Genomic DNA, 18,002 nt, shown 5'->3' with positions numbered 1-18,002 from the left:
GGGAAACCGGGGCCTTTTTTGTTACGCGATCAGCGCGGGCTTATTTGCCGCCGGAAGCGACCAGATCGACGTCGGTCATGCCGCCGTCGCGGCGCATGAAGAGGACATAGGCCAGTTCGCCCTTCGTGCCGCCGAGCACATGCTCGTCGCCATTGACGCGGTGGTCGCTGGTGTAGCCGGCGCGGACCGCCATGGTGTGATAATAGTCGAGCACCGCCCGCATCGACGCCGCGGTCTGGAAATTGACGACGCGGATGTTGCACTTGCCGCCGGCGACGCCCGCTGCCTCGCGCAAGGTCGCGCGCGGATAGAGGCGGAAGGCGGGAGGCAGGCGGTCGGCCCAAGCATTGCCATAGGTCAGCTTGGCATCGCAGCTACCCTTTGCCTGTTCGCGTGCGAGCGCCCCGATCGTGACCGGGCGCTTCGCGGCGGTGGCGCAATCGCCCTTGCAATCGGCTTCATAGGGCAGCGCCTTGGGCGCGGGGAGCAGCTTGCCGGCTGCCTGCGCCGCTGCGGCTTCGGCGGCACTGGCGGCCTTGGCGCCGGCAACGCCCGGGACGCCGCCGTCGACAGGCTTGTTGCCCGGGCCCACGGCATTCTGGTTCGACTGGCCGGCCAGCTTCGGGTCGACCATGATCTTGTCTTCGAGCGAGCCCTTGATCGTCGGGTCGGCATTGGTCAGGCCGTCGTCGAGCGGCGACAGTTCGGCCTTGGCATTGGGATTGTCCCGGCAGCCGGCCAACGGAGCGGTGGCCACCAGCAAACCCGCAACCAGCCATTTTCCGCGCATGATCATCGCTAACACTCCCTTAACATCTTCTCCGGAATGCCCGATCCTGGTTAAAAAGGTGCGAAGAAAATGCGTTAACGGGTAAGACTTTGTTAGCCGAAAACTGTCTCGGACCGGGACGGATTCAGCCCCGGCGCGGTACGGATGAGGCGCGAGGTCGCGACCGCGGCCTGCCGGTGGACGACCGCTTCGCGATATACGGGGTCGGTCACCATCGCCATGAACGCGCCGCTGTTCGGATATTCGGCGACGAAGATCGCATCCCAACGCTCGGCGTCGGGCCCGATCAGCATCGCCTCCATCGTAGCGCGCCAGACGATGCGGCCGCCGACACGCTGGAAGACCGGACCGCTGTCGCGGCCGTAGTTCGCATAGGCATCGGCGCCGGTCAGGTCGTGCCCGGCGAGCGGGTGACCTGCAGGGTAAGCGGCCTTGTCCCGGAAGCGGACGAGGTTGAGCATGTGGATCACCGTATCGCGCGGCAACGCCTTGAAGGCGTCGAACTGCGCGCGCTCGGGATCGACGTGACGGTCGATCACAGCCGGAATTCCTTGCGCTTGACCCGCCACGCATCGGCGCTCTGCGTCCATGCATCGACCGGCGCATCCTGAAACGGTGCGGGAAGGCGGGTCGGGCCGCTGTTCGTCGCACCCAGCCGCTTTGCGAGGGCTTGCGAGCGCGTATTGGCCGGGTCGATGCTGTGCATCAGCTCGGGCCATTTCAAAAATTCGACCGCGAAGTCGCATGCGGCGACACAGCCTTCGAAGGCATAGCCCTTGCCGGCGAATTTCGCACGCACGCCATAGCCGACCTCGGGCGCCGGCCAACCGTCGGGTTCCCAGGGGCCGAGCCGTCCGACCCATTCGCCGGTGTCGCGTTCGATCACCGAAAACATCGAAAACCCGCGAATGTGCCATGCCCCCGCGAGCGTGCACCACATGCGCCACGCCTGCGATCGCTCGCAGCTGCCGCCGATGAACTGCATGGTATCGGCTTCGGTGCACATTTCCGCGAAGCCGTCGAAATCCTCGGTTGCGGGCGGACGGAGGATCAAGCGCTCGGTGACGAGCAGGGGGCCGTTCAGCATGATATCTCTCCGCAGCGTTGGCCGATGCTTCTGCGGGAAGAGCGCGGGAGGGGCAAGCCCCCGACGCACGGCGGCCCGCACACACGATGTTGAGGACGCCGACCTCCCGGCCGGCGTCCTCGCCATCACGTGTGCGGGCGGAGGGGTCTCGGACCCACACCCGTAACGGTAACGCTATCGCTTAGCGGCAGCGATATTTGTCCTTGTCGATCTCACGGCCGAGCAGCGCGCCACCTGCGGCACCGAGCACCGTACCGAGCAGCTTGTCGCCGTTGCCCGCAATCTCGTGCCCGGCGAGGCCACCGACTGCGCCGCCGATCAGGAGACCCGTCGTGCCATTGTCCTTCTTGCAGCGATAACGTCCGTCGCTGCCGCGCCAGACGCGGGTGTTCGAATTCACGCGCTGGTCGTTGCGGGCATAATAGTCGCGGTCACGATGACGGCGCTTCTTGTAGAAATCGCTCGTCTGTTCGCTGGCGTGGTAGCCGGGAGCCTGCACAGCGGTCGAAACGCCGGCAGAAGCGGGGGCCGAAGCCATGACACCGGCCGCGGCGATCGTGCCGAACAGGGCCTTGGTGAAATTACGCATTCTTATGTCCTTTCCTGGTTCGGCGCCTCGCCCGCTCTTGCAAGAGGGCATCGGGCGCTTCGAAGGGGAAACGACCGGGGTCCAATTCCCGTTGCATGAACCCAAGGCAACAAGACGAACCGAGTTCCGTTGTCGATGAACCGAAAGGTCTTGCGGGGCTTCAAAGGTCATGCGACATATCGGCCATGCTCAATATCGGATCGCTCGTCATTGGCGTTATCGCGCTGGTTCTGGCCGTTTTCGCCTTCATTCCGCTGCTCGGCTGGGCGAACTGGGTGATCATCCCGTTTGCGGTTGTCGGTCTCGCGCTTGGCGCGATGTCGGACAAGACGAGCGGGCGCAATCTCAACATCGTCGTCATCGTGATCGGCGTCATTCGCCTGATGCTGGGCGGCGGCATCATCTGATTTCTCGCCGAAAGGCTTTTCGTCATGGCATCGCAAACCGCCCCGGCGGGGAGCAATCAGGGCGGCTTGCCCTATGCCCTCGCGGCCTACGGGTTCTGGGGTTTCGTCCCGCTGTTCTTCAAACTGCTGGAAAGCGTGCCGCCGCTGGAGGTGCTCGCGCAGCGGATCGTCTGGTCGCTGCCCTTCTGTTTTCTGGTCATGGCGTTCCGTCGGCAGATTGGCGATTATCTTGTCGCGCTGAAGGACTGGCGCGTGCTGCGGATGCTGCTCGCGAGTGCGGTGCTGATCGCGATCAACTGGCTGGTCTATATCCACTCGATCTTCAGCGGCCATGTGCTCGCCGCCAGCCTTGGCTATTATCTCAACCCGCTGGTCAATGTGATGGTGGGGATGCTTTTCCTCGGCGAGCGGCTTTCGCGGTTGCAGATGGTCGCGGTGGCGATCGCCGCGGTCGGCGTCGCGATCCTGCTCGGGGGGGCGCTCGATACGCTGTGGATCAGCCTGACGCTGGCGTTCAGCTTCAGCCTGTACGGCCTGATCCGCAAGGTCGTGCCGGTCGGTTCGCTGCCCGGCCTCGCGATCGAAACGACGGTGTTGCTGCCCGTTTCGCTGGCGGTCGCGGTTTATTATGTCGGGGCCGGCGACGGCCGCGGGTTTGGCGCCGATAGCGGAATTAGCTGGCTGCTGGTTGCGGGCGGGGTGGTAACCGCGGTGCCGTTGCTGCTCTTTGCGACCGCCGCGCGCCGGATGAGCTATGCCGCGCTCGGCTTCGTCCAGTTTCTCGCGCCCACGATCCAGTTCGTGCTCAGCCTCTTCATATTCCACGAGCCGCTGAAGCCGGCGCAACTGGCCTGCTTCCTGCTGATCTGGATCAGCATCGCGGTGTTCAGTTTCGACATGTGGCGCAAGATGCGCGCCGAACGGATGATCGAGATCGCCTGATCAGCCGGCGAGACGCCAGCCCAGCGTCTCGCCGGCATGGAATGGAACGACCTCGCCGATGCGATCGGGGACGACGGTTTCGCCCCGTTCGAGCGTCACGGTACCCTCGTTGAGCGGCAGGCCGTAAAAGCGTGGGCCGTGCTCGCTCGCGAAGCCTTCGAAATGATCGAGCGCGCCGTCCTCGTCGAAGGCGGTGACATAGCTTTCGAGCGCATAGGGGGCGTTGAAAATTCCGGCGCAGCCGCAGGAAGCTTCCTTGGTGTGCACCGCATGCGGCGCGCTGTCGGTGCCGAGGAAGAATTTCGGCGAGCCCGAGGTCGCGGCCTTGCGCACCGCGAGGCGATGATGCTCGCGCTTGGCGACGGGCAGGCAATAGGCGTGCGGGCGGATGCCGCCGACAAGCATCGCGTTGCGATTGATGTGCAGATGCTGCGGCGTCACCGTTGCGGCGACATTCGCCGGGGCATCGGCAACGAACGCAGCGGCTTCGGCGGTCGTGATATGCTCGAAGACGATCTTGAGCGCCGGAAGCCGTTTCACGAGCGGTACGAGCGTGTGTTCGATGAACACCGCCTCGCGGTCGAAGATATCGACGTCATGGTCGGTAACCTCGCCGTGGATCAGCAGCGGCATGCCGATATCCTGCATGCGCTCGAGCACGGGCATGATGTTCGCGATATCGGTAACGCCGTGGGCGCTGCCCGTGGTCGCATGCGCGGGGTAGAGTTTTGCGGCGGTGAAAACACCCTCGGCATGGCCGCGCGCCATTTCGTCGGGGTCGCTGTGATCGGTGAGATAGGCGACGATCAGCGGCGTGAAGTCGAGCCCGGCGGGAACGGCGGCGTTGATCCGGTCGCGATACGCCCGGCCTTCCTCTGCGGTCGTCACCGGCGGCGACAGGTTCGGCATGATGATCGCCCGCGCGAACTGGCGCGCGGTGTAGGGCGCGACATGTTCCAGCATCGCGCCGTCGCGCAGATGGACGTGCCAGTCGTCGGGACGGCGGATGGTCAGGCGGTCGGTCATGAGCGGGCTCGTCAACTTGGGGTTGGTTTTGGCTGGGGCGTCCCTAGATTATCGCCATGGCCAATACCACCCTCAACGACCGCGCCCTGATCCGTCTGTCGGGGGAGGACGTCCGCGGCTTCCTGCAAGGGCTCGTCACCAACGATACGTCGGGCAACCTGCCGGTGTGGGCGGGGCTGCTGACCGCGCAGGGCAAGGTGCTGTTCGATTTCCTGCTGTGGGGCGATGGCGACGATGTGCTGGTCGATTGCGAACGCGACGCCGCCGATGCGCTGGCGAAGCGGCTGACCCTCTATCGCTTGCGCCGCCCGATCACGATTGCGGTCGAGCCCGGTCTTGCGGTGCATTGGGCTCCGGCAGGCGACCTCGGCGTCGTCGATCCGCGGCTTGCCGAACTCGGCCAGCGCTGGCTGGCCCCCGCCGGCGAAGGCGAGGGCGCCGATGCCGTCTGGCAGGCGCATCGCCTGTCGCTCGGCGTGACCGAAGGGCGCCGCGAACTCGGCGACGGTGCGACCTTATGGCTCGAATGCAATGCCGCCGAACTGAACGGGGTCAGCTTTACCAAGGGCTGCTATGTCGGACAGGAAAATACCGCGCGGATGAACTGGCGGCAGAAGGTGAACCGGCGGCTCGTCGTGGTGCCGATCGGCGAGGCCGACGAAAAGCGGCAAATTGTCGCTTATCCCGAACTCGGCCTGTCGGTCGAGCATCGCCGCGTCGAGAATATCGATCCTTCCACGGCGCCGTTCTGGATGCGTGAGGGGTTGGCTGCCGGTTCATGACAGGTGCAGCGATCGCTGCTAATATATCGTCCATGCGCGCGCTTCTGATCCCGTCGGCGCTTGTCGCCGTTTTCGCCGCGACCCCGGCCCTCGCGGCTGGTGATTGCACAGCCGAACCTGCATTGGCCGACGATGCCGCACCACTCGTGCCGATCGAGGCCGAAATGACTGCGGTGCCATCGCTGCTGGCGCCGCTTGCGGCCGACTCACCTTGGCGCGCGCGTTTCGAGGCGGCGGCCGACGAACTGCTGGCGGCGCTGCGGTCGGGCCAGCCGGCCCGCTGGCAGCCCTTGCTCGGCGGGCGCTGGCTCGGCGAGCGGGAGCGCGCGGCGGTCGCGACGCTGCTCGCCGATGAATGCGCGGCCTTTGCGCCGCTGCTCACGGCCCGGGGGCCGATCGAACGCCGGATTCTCGGCTGGAATATTCCGGCATCCTACAGCCCCGCCGACCGCGCCGAAATCGCGGCGCGGCCCGAGGCGGAAGCGCTGGTCTGCTGGTCGGCAGGGCAGGGCAACGACGCGGCTTGGCCGCGCACTGCCGCGGAGGCCGACAATGCGGCGGGTCGTCCCTATGCCTGCGCGCGCATCGCCTATTCGCTGCGCGGCGGCATCGCGAACTGGCGGGCCTTCGTCGAGCGCGGTTGAATATGGGCGAGCGTGCGCCGCACTTAACCAATAACCAACGATAGTCTGCGACAAGCGCCGCATGTTGGGGCGCTTTCTTGGTTTGGCCGCGGTCATCGCGGCCGTATCGGTCGGCATGGCGGGCATCGCCGGCCGTTCGACGAATCTGGCCGCTACCGGGCCGGTTGTCGATCGCGGCGGCGACGACAATGAAAACTGGACGACCCAGCGCGGCAAGGACCGAAGCGCTTATACGACCGCACAGGCCCGCGCCTCGTCGGGCGGGGTACGCATCAACCGGTCCGGCGATTCGCATTTTTACGCCACCGCCGAAATCGACGGCGTCGATATCAAAATGATGGTCGACAGCGGGGCATCGATCATTGCGCTGACCCGGCCCGACGCAGAGGCGATCGGCATCGATGTCGACAGCCTGCCCGTTTCGGGCACCGCGCGCACCGCGGGCGGCGACGTTCCGATGCGCACGGTCATGCTCGACAGCGTCGACATCGACGGGATCGAGGTGCGGCGGGTGCAGGCGGCGGTGGTCGACGCCGACATGGGCGTTTCGCTGCTCGGGCAAAGCTATTTGGCAAGGCTCGCCGCAGTGAATGTCGAAGGCGACACGATGACGCTGCGGTGAGGCCGCCGGGCCGCGCGGGACGCGGCTATGAAATCACAAGGGTGCTTCCGGCCTTGACCCGATCGAGCGCGATCAGGGTGCGAAAATGGTCGACAAGGTCGCTTTCGGAAAACAGCCGCCGCGTCAGGGCTTCATATTCGCGCATGTCGCGGCAGACGATGATCAGGACGAAGCTGACGCCGCCGGTGGCGTAATAGGCCTGCTGCACCGTGGGTTCGGCGGCAAAGAGCGTCTTGGCCGCATCGACCGTCGCTGCGCGCTCGTCGAGCAGATGCACTTCGACGATGGCGGTGATCGCCAGCGACAGGGCCTCGGGCGCAATGACGGCCACATTGGCTTCGATGACGCCCGCAGCCTCCATTGCGGCGATCCGGCGCTGTACGGCCGCGGCCGACAGGTTGACCGCGTCGGCGATCCGGCGCTGGGGTGTCTTGTTGTCGGACTGGATGATCCGGAGAATCGCCCGGTCGAAATCGTCGAGCGACCGGTTGGCATGAGGGGATGATACGCGCATCGGCACCGTCCTGAGCGATTGTTGCATTTCTGCGCCCGAATTTGCGCGCACAACCCGCTTAAACGAGATTATTTCCCGCCGCCATGATAGACATGCGATCCACCTCGGGCCAGCACGCCGCCGCGATCGGCATCTGCGCGGCGCTGGCGTCCCAGATATCGATGAACCTCGGCGCGGGTTTCGCCAAGCAGTTGTTTCCGATGCTCGGCGCCTATGGCGTGACATCGCTTCGGACCGCGCTGGCGGCGGCGATGCTCTTTGCCCTGTATCGCCCGTGGCGCCGACCCGTGACCCGCTCCGCCATCCCGGCGCTGCTGATCTATGGCGCGATGCTGGGCACCATGAACCTGACCTATTATCAGGCGCTGGCCCGCATTCCGATCGGGATTGCGACGGGGATCGAGGTGATGGGTCCGCTGGCAGTGGTGCTGCTGGCGTCGCGCCGTCCCCGCGATTTCCTGTGGCTCGCGCTGGCCGTTCTCGGCCTGATTCTGCTTTTGCCGCTCGGGCATGACGACAGGCTCGATCCTGTCGGAATCGCCTTTGCGTTCGCCGCCGCCGCCTGCTGGGCGCTCTACATCATCTTCGGCAAGCGGGTGGCGGGCACGCTCGGGAGCAACGCGGCGCCGTGGGGCATGCTCGTTGCGGCCGTGCTGACCCTGCCGATCGGGCTGGGCACGACGGGGACGATATTATTCTCGCCCGCCGTCCTGCTGATCGGTGCCGGCATTGCACTCCTGTCGAGCGCGATCCCCTATTCGCTGGAGATCGAAGCGATGCGCCGCTTGCCGGCGCATGTGTTCGGCATGCTGCTGGGCGCTTCCCCGGCGGTCGGGGCGCTGGCGGGCTATGTGATTCTCGATGAGGTATTGACGCCGGTCCAGTGGCTCGCGATTGGCTGCATCATCGTTTCGGCGATCGGCAGCTCGGTGGTGGCATCGCGGCCGACGACCACGCTGGAGACCTGACAGGCTTGCCATTTTGGCCGGCTTTCCCCACATCGGCCGCCATGAACGCTCCCAATCCCTCCCCGAATCCCCCGATGCGCGCCGCGATCGTGCCGGTCACCGCCTTCGAACAGAATTGCACCCTGATGTGGTGCACCGAGACGAACAAGGCGGCCTTCATCGATCCGGGCGGCGATCTCGAAAAGCTCCGCGAAGCGGTGCGACAGACCGGGGTGGAGGTCGAAAAGATCCTCGTCACCCATGGTCATATGGACCATTGCGGTCAGGCCGGTGTGCTGGCGAAAGAGCTGGGCGTGCCAATCGAGGGGCCGCACGAGGACGATCGTTTCTGGATCGAGCGGTTGGGCGAGGACGGCGCGCGCTTCGGCATGACCGGCGAGATTTTCGAGCCCGACCGCTGGCTCGTCGACGGCGACACGGTGACCGTGGGCAATCTGGTCATCGACGTCATCCACTGTCCGGGACACACGCCCGGTCATGTCGTCTTCCATCATGCGCCGTCGAAGCTGGCGCTAGTCGGCGACGTGCTGTTCCAGGGATCGATCGGCCGCACCGACTTTCCGCGCGGCAATCACCAGCAACTGCTCGATTCGATCACGCAGAAGCTGTGGCCGCTCGGCGGCGACACGACCTTCCTGCCCGGTCACGGCCCGCACAGCAATTTCGCGCACGAGCGGCGGACGAACCCCTATGTCAGCGATATGGCGATGGGCGGGTAATCCCGCCTATCGAGGTGTGACCGCTTCGGTTTCGACGATCTCGGTCGACGTAAAGCTGACCGGCGTCAGGTACACCGCGACGAGCGCAGTGATCGCGAGCCCGAGCTGGGTCAGGATCGTGATGATCGTCCCCGCCATCCGGCCCCACCGCATGCCGTCCATGCCGAGGGCGTGGAGAATGCGCCCGACGAGGTAGAGCGCGCCTGCGCCCCACAGCCACAGCGACGAGCCGATACCGAGTTCGATCAGCGCGAGCAGGATCAGCACGAAAGCGGTGTTTTCGACGAAATTGCTGTGCGCGCGCATGCGGCGGATCACCGCCTCGTTGCCGCCGTCGCCTACGAAAATCTTCTCTTGCTTTCGCACCCGCCCGACGCGGACAGTAAGCCAGAGGTTGAGCAGCGCCGCGCCCGCGGCGATGGTCAGGCTGATCGGCAACATTATCATATCGGGTCCCCCTCCCGGCCGGCGACTGCGGCCCTCGGCCGGGTGTGGCATCGGCCGAAAGCGAGCGCAAGGCCGCGCGGTACGGCTCAGTTTTCCGGCGGGGTTTCCGGCTTCGCCTCGCGCGCCTGCGCCTTGCGCTTGCGCAGGTTGGCGCGCAGCGCCTCCGCGAGGCGGCGTTCGCGTTCGAGATCGGCGGGGGAGGGCGGCTTGCTCACGGCGCGATCCTTGCCCGCGAAATCGGCGCAGCGTCAAGCCTTCGCACCTTGACAGGCGAAGGGCGCCCCGCCATAGGCCGCGCCTGCCCGGCACCGACGTGCTCTGCGGCATCAGGCTGCTGCTGTAGCTCAGTGGTAGAGCGCACCCTTGGTAAGGGTGAGGTCGAGAGTTCAATCCTCTCCAGCAGCACCATTTTCCGGCTTTGATACGCAATTCGGCACCGGCCCGCTCCCCCTCCCGGCCTCCCATAGGCTACTATCGTCGGGGAGGCCGGGAGGGGGAGCGGGCCGGTGCCGCTTTCGTCTTCGGAAAAATCAGATTTTCGCCGCCAGCAACCAGTCGTGGAACAGCTTGACCGCCGGCTGGCGCAGCGCGCGCGGGCGGCAGACGAACCAGTAGCTGTACGGGCTGTCGACGTCGAAATCGAACAGCCGGACGAGCCGCGGATCCTGCGCATCGTCGAAATGATGGCCGTGCATGAAGGCGACCCCGATGCCCTGCGCCGCCGCTTCGAGCATCAACGGTCCCGAATCGAAGAAATCGGTCCCCGCCGGTTCGAGATAGGGCATGCCGATCGCCTGTTTCCACTCGCTGAACGTCTCGGGCATTTCGCGGTGGAGCAGGATCGTCGAGCGCTGCAATTGTTCGGGGACGGTGAGCGGGCGGTCGCCGTCGGTCAGCGTGCGTGAGGCGATCGGGAACACCTTGTCCTGATCGAGCCGCGCCGCATAAAGTGCCGGGTCGATCGCCCGCGCCAGGGCTATTGCGGCATCGATGCCGTCACCCAGCCGTGCCTCACCATGCGACATCGTCTCGATATCGATATGCAGTTCGGGGTGCTCACGGCGCAGTTCGGGCAGGCGCGGGAAGAGGCGCTGCTGCGCAAAGAGCGGCAGAACGTTGAGGTGAAGTCGGAGCGAGGCATCCGGGCTGCCGGCACGGCTGATCGCGCCACGCAGTTCGTCGAGAATCGGTGCCAGATGATCCTGCAACTCGCGACCCGCCTCGGTCAGGCTGAGCCCGTGATGGTGGCGGTTGAACAATGGCCGGCCGACCGCATGTTCGAGCGTCTGGATACGCCGCGACAGCGCCGGCATCGACAGTCCGAGCTCGGTTGCCGCGGCCTTTACCGTGCCGTGGCGGGCGACCTCGAGAAAGGCCTCCATGCTGCTGAGGGGAGGAAGACGTGCCATGTTCGTGCCGGGCACAATGATGCCATGGCGTGCGAAGTCACGCCAGAATTATTGTGCGGTGCAGTATAATTTGCTTTCGCGCCGATCGCTTCGCCGGGGGGTCGCAAATCGGGAACGACCATCCTATCTTTGCCGTTCTGACCTTTTTGAGGGAGAAACGCGTTGGCGGATGCACCGGTAAAAGAAAAGCAAGTCAAGCTGCAGGTCGCCAATGCGCGCGCCGAGGAAAGCGGCGGCGGGGTCGCGCGGATTTCGCGCGCCGCGATGGCCGAACTCGGGGTGACCGAAGGCGATATTATCGGGATCAACGGCAAGCGCGAAACTGCCTCGCGCGTGATGGCGCCCTATGCCGAGGACGAGGGGCTCGAAGTCGTCCGCCTCGACGGCCTGCAACGCGCCAATGCCGGTGCGGGTGCCGGCGACATGGTGACGCTGAGCCGGGTCGAGACGCGCCCCGCGACGCGGGTCGTGTTTGCGCCGGCGCAGGAAAATCTCCGCCTCCAGGGGTCGGCGAACGCGCTGAAGCGCAGCTTCTTCGGGCGGCCGCTGGTCGCGGGGGATACCGTCGCGACCGCGGGGCAGCAGCGGGTGTCGGCGGGCGATATGCCGCCGCAGCTCCGCCAGATGCTCAACGCGCCGGCCTATGCCCTCGCCGAAGTGCGCCTGCTCGTCGTGTCGGCGAGCCCCAAGGGTGTCGTTTTCATCGATGAAAATACCGAGGTCGAGCTGCTTCCCGAATTTCAGGAGCCGCAGGATTCGCGCCGCACCGACGTCACCTATGACGATCTGGGCGGCTTGGGCGAGACGATCGACCAGCTTCGCGAGATGGTCGAACTGCCGCTCCGCTACCCCGAGCTGTTCCGCCGCCTCGGCGTCGATCCGCCGCGCGGGGTGCTGCTGCACGGCCCGCCGGGAACGGGCAAGACGCGGCTGGCGCGCGCCGTCGCGAATGAAAGCGAGGCGCAATTCTTCCTGATCAACGGACCCGAGATCATGGGGTCCGCCTATGGCGAATCCGAAAAGCGGCTGCGCGATATCTTCGAACAGGCGGCCAAGTCGGCGCCATCGATCCTGTTCATCGACGAGATCGATTCGATCGCGCCGAAGCGCGGGCAGGTGCAGGGCGAGGCCGAAAAGCGGCTCGTCGCGCAATTGCTGACGCTGATGGACGGGCTCGAACCGCGCACCAATCTGGTCGTCATCGCGGCGACCAACCGTCCCGACGCGATCGACGAGGCGCTGCGGCGGCCCGGCCGCTTCGACCGCGAAATCGTGATCGGCGTTCCCGACGAAAAGGGACGGCGCGAAATCCTGGGCATCCATACCCGCGGTATGCCGCTCGGCGAGAATGTCGACCTCGACGAACTTGCCCGGACGACGTTCGGCTTCGTCGGCGCCGACATGGCGGCGCTGACGCGCGAGGCGGCGATCGAAGCGGTGCGGCGGATCATGCCGAAGCTGAACCTCGAGGAAGGGACGATCCCGCCCGAGGTGCTCGACGAACTGCGGGTAACGCGCGAGGACTTCAACAATGCGCTGAAGCGCGTGCAGCCGTCGGCGATGCGCGAGGTGATGGTGCAGGCGCCGAAGACGCGGTGGAGCGACATCGGCGGGCTCGACGCGGCGCGCGACAAGTTGATCGAAGGTATCGAACTGCCGCTGAAGAACCCCGAGGCGTTCCGCCGCCTCGGCATCCGTCCGGCCAAGGGCTTCCTGCTCTATGGCCCGCCGGGAACCGGCAAGACCCTGCTCGCGAAGGCGGCGGCGCGCGAATCCGATGCCAATTTCATCTCGATCAAATCGTCGGACCTGCTGTCGAAATGGTATGGCGAGAGTGAGCAGCAGATTGCGCGGCTGTTCGCCCGCGCCCGCGCGGTGGCGCCGACGATCATCTTCATCGACGAACTCGACAGCCTCGTTCCCGCCCGGGGCGGTGGGACGTCGGGCGAACCGCAGGTGACCGAGCGTGTCGTCAACACGATCCTCGCCGAGATGGACGGGATCGAGGAGATGCAGTCGGTCGTCGTTATCGGCGCGACCAACCGCCCGAACCTGATCGATCCGGCACTGCTGCGGCCGGGCCGGCTCGACGAGCTCATCTATGTGTCGGTGCCCAATGCCGAGGGGCGCCAGCGCATCCTCGAAATCCAGACGGGCAAGATGCCGCTGGCGGGCGATGTCGATCTGGCGGCGCTCGCCGAAAGGACGGATCGCTTCACCGGTGCCGATCTGGAAGATCTGACGCGCCGCGCCGGGCTCGCGGCGCTCAAGCGGTCGATGGACAGCGACACGGTGACGATGGCCGACTTCGAAGAAGCGCTGAAGGACACCCGCGCCTCGGTGACCGAGGCGATGGAGAAGGATTATGAAAAGATCCAGGGCGAGATCAAGCAGGCGGCGATGAGCGTGAATCCGATCGGCTTCTTCGCGCCGGGCATGCTCAAGCCGGTCCGCGAGCGGAAGCATGAGGAAGTCGACAAGGAGTAATTCCTAGGCTTTGGGCTGGTCCAGCCGCAGCGCGGACCAGCCCCACAGCACCAGCCAGCCGCAGAATGCCGCCATCAGGCCATAAGCGACCATTGGGTGCCAGTTGTAGAGCAGCACGCCGATCGCGGGCGAGATGATATAGGCCGAGCCGTTGATCGACGCGGTCATCCCCGCGACTGCACCCTGATCGCGGCGGGGCACCGCGAGCGACGACCCTGCCGTGAAACCGGGGCGGAAGAGGCCGAAACCGAGCGAGGCGAGCGCGAAGCCGATAACGATGCCGTGGAGGTCCTGCGCGAGGCCGGTCATCAATATCCCGGCGATGGCGAGCAGGGCGCCCCACAAAACCGTCGGGCGCGGGGTCAGCTTGAACAGCGGAATCAGCCCCCATTGCGCGAGCAGGGTCGCGAAGGCGCCCGCCATCAGCACCGTTCCGGTCAATCTGGCGGCGGTGTCGGGATCAGTCCGCAAATCGAGCCGGTCGAGGATCAGGAACCCGATAACCCCGAGCATCATCGCCTGCGCCTGTCCGCCCCAGAAGCCGGCGAGCAGCCACGGGCGAACGCGCTGATCGCGCCAGCTCAGCGCTTCCTGCGGCGGCGCGTCGGGATCATTCTCTTCCTCGCTGGTCGGTTCGGCCGGTCCGGCGGACAGCGGGTAGGGCGCAATCGCGCCGCGCGCCGCGAACCTCGGCGTGTCGTTCGGCAGGCGCCAGCGCAAAAGGATCAGCACAACCAGGCCGATGACCGCAAAAACGATCATCGGCCCCGCGAGGCCGACGACGGGCAGGATGAAATAGGGAGCGACCGCCGGTCCGATCACCGTTCCGAGGCCGAAGGAGGAGGAGACGAGCGACAGCGCTTGCGTGCGTTCCGCCGGGTCGGTGCGCGAGGCGACATAGGCCTGTACCGCGGGCGGCGCGGCCGAACCGAGCCCGCCGTAAAGGCTGCGGAACAGTGCGAAGACGATGAAGGTGATGCCGGCGCCGATCAGGCCCTTCAGCCCCGCCCAGAGCACAATGCCGCAGAGCGCCATCGACGAAAGGAAGCCGACGACGCCAAGCGCCATCAGCGCCTTGCGCCCGCGCTTGTCCGACTGGCGCGCCCAGTGCGGCGCGGTGAGGACCCAGAGCAGCGCCGACCAGCTGAAGGCCAGGCTGACCCACACGTCGGGGATGTGCAACGTCGTCCCGATCGCGGGAAGGATCGACTGCATCGCGGTATTTCCCGCCGCCGCGACCAGCATGACCGCGAACAGCACCGCCATCCGGTCGGCGGGGATGGAGTGCGATACGGTCGCCATGTCCTGTTCCCCTGCCTGTGCCTGCCGCCTTCGGCTCGTCGCGTGCGACACTCTCCCTACACCGGCAGGGCGTTCTGTCCAGAGTCAACCCCCACTCTTTCCTTGCGCCCGCGCGCCGATTTTGCCACGCAATTGGCCAGCCGCAACAACGCGAAAGCCATCATGACCAATCCCCGGGCGCAGGCCCAATCGAACGTCGCGCCGATCCGCAAGATCCGCGAAAGGCTGAAGCGCTTTTTCGGGCCGTGGGGCATGTTCGTCCGCGGGTTCATCAAGCACCCGGTGATGGTGGGATCGATCGTGCCGTCGTCACCAACGCTGATCCGCCACATGCTGAAGCCCGTCGACTGGAAGAATACGAAGCTGTTCGTCGAATATGGCCCCGGTGTCGGCACCTTTTGTCGCCCGGTGCTGGAAAAGATGGCGGGCGATGCGACGCTGATCGCGATCGACACCAACGAGGATTTCATCGACTATCTGCGGGGGGATATCCGTGACAGCCGCTTCATCGCGGTTCACGGGTCGGCGGCGGATGTCGAGGAAATCATCGCCGCGCACGGCTTCGCGCATGCCGATTATGTCCTCTCCGGCCTCCCGTTCTCGACGCTGCCCGCCGGTGTCGGCCCGGCCATCGCGGCGGCGACGCATCGCGCGCTGCGCCCCGGTGGCGCTTTCCTCGTCTATCAGTTCCGCGCCCGCGCGCGCGATTTCCTCGCGACGCATTTCAACCGCATCGACAATGCGTTCGAATGGGTGAATGTGCCGCCCTGCTTCCTCTTCTGGGGCTGGAAAGACTGAGCTCTAAACCTCGGTATCGGGATCCGTTTCGGCGAGACCGAAGTTGAGCCTTCGCGTGACGGTGTAATCGGCGACGCCGACGACGAACCACGACAATATCCAGCGCAGCCGGGTCAGCCAGCCGGCGCGCGCTTTCTGGATTTCGGGCGTAATGACGTCGCAATCGGGCTCCAGCCCGGCGATGAAATCGCGCATCTGACGTGCGAATCCGGCATCGGCGACGCGCAGCATCACCTCGACGTTGACGAACAGGCTGCGCATGTCGAAGTTCGCGGTGCCGACATGGACGACGTCGTCCACGATGATCAGTTTCATATGCAGCCGGCACGGGAGATATTCCCAGATTGTTGCTCTTTTGCGCAACAGATAGCCGAACAGCAGCCGCGAGGCGCCGATCGTCGCGGGATTGTCGGACTTTGCCGCCATCACGAAGCGGGCGCGGCCGCGCTTTGCCAGCCGCCCGAGCCGTCGCAGCATGCCTTGGCCGGGCGAAAAATAGGCCATCGCCATGTCGAGTTGCTTCGCACCGTCGAGATCGGCGCGGACCGACCGCGCCCAGGGCGACAGGCGCTGTGTGGGGCCGCCGACGAGCCACGAGACCGGTCCGCCGTCGACCGGCCATTCGCGGATCAGCCGGCGCAGCATCAGCAGCTTGCCGTCGTTGTGGACGGTGTAGTCATGGATTTCGGCAAACCATTCGACCATGCGCGCGACAGTCGGTCCGCGCACGACGATGCCAAGGTCGAACCAGCAATGCGTGCGCCGGTTGCTGAGATAGGGATCGGCGATGTTGAAGCCGCCGGTCACCGCGACATGGTCGTCGATCAGCAGCAGCTTCTGGTGGTTGCGGACCAGATAGCTCGACCGCCAGTGGCGGGAGAAGAAGGTCACGCTGCCTCCGGCGGCGCGCAACGGTCCGAAAACGCTATCGGAGATGTCCGAGGATCCGAAGCTGTCGATCACCGCGCGGACGCGCACTCCGCGTTTCGCCGCCGCGGTCATTGCGTCGAGCACCCGGCTGCCCGCGGCATCGTGCTTGAAGATGTACATGACCATATCGATGCTGCGGATCGCGCCGCCGAGCAGCGACAGGATGCGCGCAAGCCGGGCTTCGCCGTCGACGATGACCTCGAGCCGATGCCCGGCCACATCGGCCGTCAGCGTCCTGGCGTCGCCGACGGGGAGGGGATGTGCGGACATGGGTCGCTCATAGGCCGGGCGCGGCGACGGGGGCAAGGGGGCGACGAGCGGGCGGTTTGATTGACATTCGCCCGCGCCGCTGCTAGCGCGCAGCGCTTGCCGCCAGCCCCCCAAAGGCTGGCCTCTCCTCTATCAAGGAATTACTATGGCCCGCGTTACCGTCGAGGATTGCGTCGACAAAGTTCCCAACCGTTTCGACCTGGTTCTGCTCTCGGCGCATCGCGCGCGCGAGATCTCGGGTGGCTCGGAGCTGACCATCGACCGCGACCGCGACAAGAATCCCGTCGTCGCCCTGCGCGAGATCGCCGAACAAACTGTGCGCCCGAAAGATCTGTCGGAAACGCTGGTCGGTTCGATGCAGAAGGTCGTCGTCGACGATGACGATACCCCCGATGAAATCAGCTCGATCAGCCGTTCGGCCGAAGCGCTTCGCCTCACGGCCGCGGCTCCGCCGCGCAGCCCGGCCGGCGGTGGCGGCGACTTCGAATAAGCGCCAACGCTCGACTGGACAAAAAAGGGGCCGCGGGAAACCGTGGCCCCTTTTTCATGGCCGGGAGAATGGCAATTGCCTCTGGACCGCCCGGCGCCGCTCCGCCTATAGGCGGGCGCGGTATTCGCGCCCCGGCCGGGGCAGGGGAAGGATCAGCGGTCATGAGCGTCACAACGGTTCCATTGCGTCCGGTAAGCAAGGGCGGCCTGTGGCTGCTGTGGGTATCGCTTGCCGCGCTGGTCGCGGTGGCGATCGGTTTCGCCGTTTTCAGCACGCCGCGCATCGGGTTCGAGGTGGTAAAGGCGGGCACCGGACCCAGCCCGACCAAGGCCGATGTCGTGCTCGTCAAATATGAAGGCAAGCTCGACGACGGCACGGTTTTCGACGCCAACGAACAGGCGCCGATGCAGGTGGCGCAGGTCGTTCCGGGCTTTGCCGACGCGCTGACCCGGATGCAGAAGGGCGGCAAGTACAAGATCAGCATCCCGCCGCAGCTCGGCTATGGCAACCGCGAGACGGGACCGATTCCCGCCGGCAGCACGCTCCACTTCGACGTCGAACTGCTCGATTTCCGGTCGGAAGCGGAAGTCCGCGCGATGCAGCAGATGATGCAGCAGCAACAGATGATGCAGCAGGGTGGTCCGGGCGGTCCGGGCGCACCGGCGGGTCCTCCGCCGGGCGCGCCGCAACAATAGAATAGCCGTCGCCCCCGCGAAGGCGGGGGCCGCAGTCGGCATAGCGCAAGGTTGCCAGAGGCCCCCGCCTTCGCGGGGGCGACG

General features: G+C 65.9%; 22 protein-coding genes and 1 tRNA gene. 12 read left to right on the top strand and 11 right to left on the bottom strand.

Annotated elements, in window-relative coordinates:
* Positions 1-40: 40 nt before the first annotated feature.
* The 4 genes from V6U71_RS11905 to V6U71_RS11890 all read right to left on the bottom strand — a co-directional run bounded on the left by V6U71_RS11905 (position 41) and on the right by V6U71_RS11890 (position 2,466).
* Positions 41-796, bottom strand: a complete 756-nt coding sequence (locus V6U71_RS11905) for a hypothetical protein (protein WP_411338668.1) — start codon at positions 794-796, stop codon at positions 41-43.
* A gap of 86 nt (positions 797-882) precedes the next feature.
* A complete protein-coding gene (locus V6U71_RS11900; protein WP_411338667.1) occupies positions 883-1,329 on the bottom strand; it encodes a DUF1330 domain-containing protein in 447 nt (148 codons plus the stop codon).
* Positions 1,326-1,877 (bottom strand): GNAT family N-acetyltransferase, encoded by a 552-nt coding sequence (locus V6U71_RS11895; RefSeq protein WP_411338666.1) that lies wholly within the window; start codon positions 1,875-1,877, stop codon positions 1,326-1,328. The genes V6U71_RS11900 and V6U71_RS11895 overlap by 4 nt, the downstream gene beginning before the upstream one ends.
* Before the next feature lie 181 nt (positions 1,878-2,058).
* On the bottom strand, positions 2,059-2,466 hold the full coding sequence (locus V6U71_RS11890) for a glycine zipper 2TM domain-containing protein (RefSeq protein WP_054588144.1): 408 nt from the start codon (positions 2,464-2,466) through the stop codon (positions 2,059-2,061).
* A 185-nt stretch (positions 2,467-2,651) separates the two neighbouring features.
* Here V6U71_RS11890 and V6U71_RS11885 point away from each other — a divergent pair, with 185 nt between their 5' ends.
* Together V6U71_RS11885 and rarD are read left to right on the top strand one after the other, a co-directional pair.
* Complete coding sequence (locus V6U71_RS11885; protein ID WP_054588143.1) at positions 2,652-2,873, top strand: hypothetical protein; 222 nt, start codon at positions 2,652-2,654, stop codon at positions 2,871-2,873.
* Between the two features lie 24 nt (positions 2,874-2,897).
* Entirely contained in the window at positions 2,898-3,815 is a 918-nt protein-coding gene (rarD, locus tag V6U71_RS11880; protein ID WP_411338665.1) for an EamA family transporter RarD, read from the top strand.
* Here rarD and pyrC read toward each other — a convergent pair whose 3' ends face one another.
* Entirely contained in the window at positions 3,816-4,841 is a 1,026-nt protein-coding gene (gene pyrC / locus V6U71_RS11875; RefSeq protein ID WP_411338664.1) for a dihydroorotase, read from the bottom strand.
* A 56-nt stretch (positions 4,842-4,897) separates the two neighbouring features.
* On the opposite strand from pyrC, the gene V6U71_RS11870 reads away from it, so the two are divergent.
* The 3 genes from V6U71_RS11870 to V6U71_RS11860 all read left to right on the top strand — a co-directional run bounded on the left by V6U71_RS11870 (position 4,898) and on the right by V6U71_RS11860 (position 6,889).
* The gene (locus V6U71_RS11870; protein WP_411338663.1) at positions 4,898-5,623 is read left to right on the top strand and encodes a YgfZ/GcvT domain-containing protein; all 726 of its coding nucleotides are present in this window, start codon (positions 4,898-4,900) and stop codon (positions 5,621-5,623) included.
* Between the two features lie 32 nt (positions 5,624-5,655).
* On the top strand, positions 5,656-6,267 hold the full coding sequence (locus tag V6U71_RS11865; RefSeq protein WP_411338662.1) for a hypothetical protein: 612 nt from the start codon (positions 5,656-5,658) through the stop codon (positions 6,265-6,267).
* 61 nt (positions 6,268-6,328) lie between these two features.
* Positions 6,329-6,889 carry a retropepsin-like aspartic protease family protein gene (locus V6U71_RS11860; RefSeq protein ID WP_411338661.1) on the top strand — a complete coding sequence of 187 codons (561 nt, stop codon included), beginning with the start codon at positions 6,329-6,331 and terminating at the stop codon, positions 6,887-6,889.
* Positions 6,890-6,914: 25 nt separating this feature from the next.
* On the opposite strand, the gene V6U71_RS11855 is transcribed toward V6U71_RS11860, so the two are convergent.
* Positions 6,915-7,403, bottom strand: coding sequence for an Lrp/AsnC family transcriptional regulator (locus tag V6U71_RS11855; protein WP_411338660.1), 489 nt, complete (start codon positions 7,401-7,403; stop codon positions 6,915-6,917).
* 83 nt (positions 7,404-7,486) lie between these two features.
* Between V6U71_RS11855 and V6U71_RS11850 the strand changes: the two genes are divergently transcribed.
* Together V6U71_RS11850 and V6U71_RS11845 are read left to right on the top strand one after the other, a co-directional pair.
* On the top strand, positions 7,487-8,371 hold the full coding sequence (locus V6U71_RS11850) for an EamA family transporter (protein WP_411338659.1): 885 nt from the start codon (positions 7,487-7,489) through the stop codon (positions 8,369-8,371).
* 41 nt (positions 8,372-8,412) lie between these two features.
* Positions 8,413-9,090: an MBL fold metallo-hydrolase gene (locus V6U71_RS11845; protein ID WP_411338658.1), complete on the top strand. Its 678-nt coding sequence runs from the start codon at positions 8,413-8,415 to the stop codon at positions 9,088-9,090.
* A 6-nt stretch (positions 9,091-9,096) separates the two neighbouring features.
* On the opposite strand, the gene V6U71_RS11840 is transcribed toward V6U71_RS11845, so the two are convergent.
* Positions 9,097-9,537: an MAPEG family protein gene (locus V6U71_RS11840; protein WP_411338657.1), complete on the bottom strand. Its 441-nt coding sequence runs from the start codon at positions 9,535-9,537 to the stop codon at positions 9,097-9,099.
* 86 nt (positions 9,538-9,623) lie between these two features.
* Positions 9,624-9,752, bottom strand: a complete 129-nt coding sequence (locus tag V6U71_RS11835; RefSeq protein ID WP_411338656.1) for a hypothetical protein — start codon at positions 9,750-9,752, stop codon at positions 9,624-9,626.
* Between the two features lie 118 nt (positions 9,753-9,870).
* On the opposite strand from V6U71_RS11835, the gene V6U71_RS11830 reads away from it, so the two are divergent.
* Positions 9,871-9,945: transfer RNA gene (locus V6U71_RS11830), tRNA-Thr, on the top strand.
* A 122-nt stretch (positions 9,946-10,067) separates the two neighbouring features.
* Here the strand turns inward: V6U71_RS11830 and V6U71_RS11825 are convergent.
* Positions 10,068-10,946 (bottom strand): LysR substrate-binding domain-containing protein, encoded by an 879-nt coding sequence (locus V6U71_RS11825; protein ID WP_054588133.1) that lies wholly within the window; start codon positions 10,944-10,946, stop codon positions 10,068-10,070.
* A gap of 162 nt (positions 10,947-11,108) precedes the next feature.
* Between V6U71_RS11825 and V6U71_RS11820 the strand changes: the two genes are divergently transcribed.
* Positions 11,109-13,433 (top strand): CDC48 family AAA ATPase, encoded by a 2,325-nt coding sequence (locus tag V6U71_RS11820; protein ID WP_054729368.1) that lies wholly within the window; start codon positions 11,109-11,111, stop codon positions 13,431-13,433.
* A gap of 3 nt (positions 13,434-13,436) precedes the next feature.
* On the opposite strand, the gene V6U71_RS11815 is transcribed toward V6U71_RS11820, so the two are convergent.
* Positions 13,437-14,735 carry an MFS transporter gene (locus V6U71_RS11815; protein WP_411338655.1) on the bottom strand — a complete coding sequence of 433 codons (1,299 nt, stop codon included), beginning with the start codon at positions 14,733-14,735 and terminating at the stop codon, positions 13,437-13,439.
* A gap of 162 nt (positions 14,736-14,897) precedes the next feature.
* Here V6U71_RS11815 and V6U71_RS11810 point away from each other — a divergent pair, with 162 nt between their 5' ends.
* Positions 14,898-15,533, top strand: a complete 636-nt coding sequence (locus V6U71_RS11810; protein WP_411338654.1) for a class I SAM-dependent methyltransferase — start codon at positions 14,898-14,900, stop codon at positions 15,531-15,533.
* Positions 15,534-15,536: 3 nt separating this feature from the next.
* Here V6U71_RS11810 and V6U71_RS11805 read toward each other — a convergent pair whose 3' ends face one another.
* Positions 15,537-16,733, bottom strand: a complete 1,197-nt coding sequence (locus V6U71_RS11805) for a phospholipase D-like domain-containing protein (protein WP_411338653.1) — start codon at positions 16,731-16,733, stop codon at positions 15,537-15,539.
* Positions 16,734-16,878: 145 nt separating this feature from the next.
* Here V6U71_RS11805 and rpoZ point away from each other — a divergent pair, with 145 nt between their 5' ends.
* Both rpoZ and V6U71_RS11795 read left to right on the top strand, forming a co-directional pair.
* Entirely contained in the window at positions 16,879-17,223 is a 345-nt protein-coding gene (rpoZ, locus tag V6U71_RS11800; protein ID WP_054588129.1) for a DNA-directed RNA polymerase subunit omega, read from the top strand.
* A 161-nt stretch (positions 17,224-17,384) separates the two neighbouring features.
* Complete coding sequence (locus tag V6U71_RS11795; RefSeq protein ID WP_054729359.1) at positions 17,385-17,918, top strand: FKBP-type peptidyl-prolyl cis-trans isomerase; 534 nt, start codon at positions 17,385-17,387, stop codon at positions 17,916-17,918.
* The last annotated feature ends 84 nt before the right edge of the window (positions 17,919-18,002 follow it).

It is taken from the genome of Sphingopyxis sp. J-6, from assembly GCF_046603995.1.
In the GTDB taxonomy this organism is placed as follows: domain Bacteria; phylum Pseudomonadota; class Alphaproteobacteria; order Sphingomonadales; family Sphingomonadaceae; genus Sphingopyxis.
Note: the sequence above shows the minus strand (reverse complement) of the source record. Positions and strands in the feature narration are given on the sequence as shown.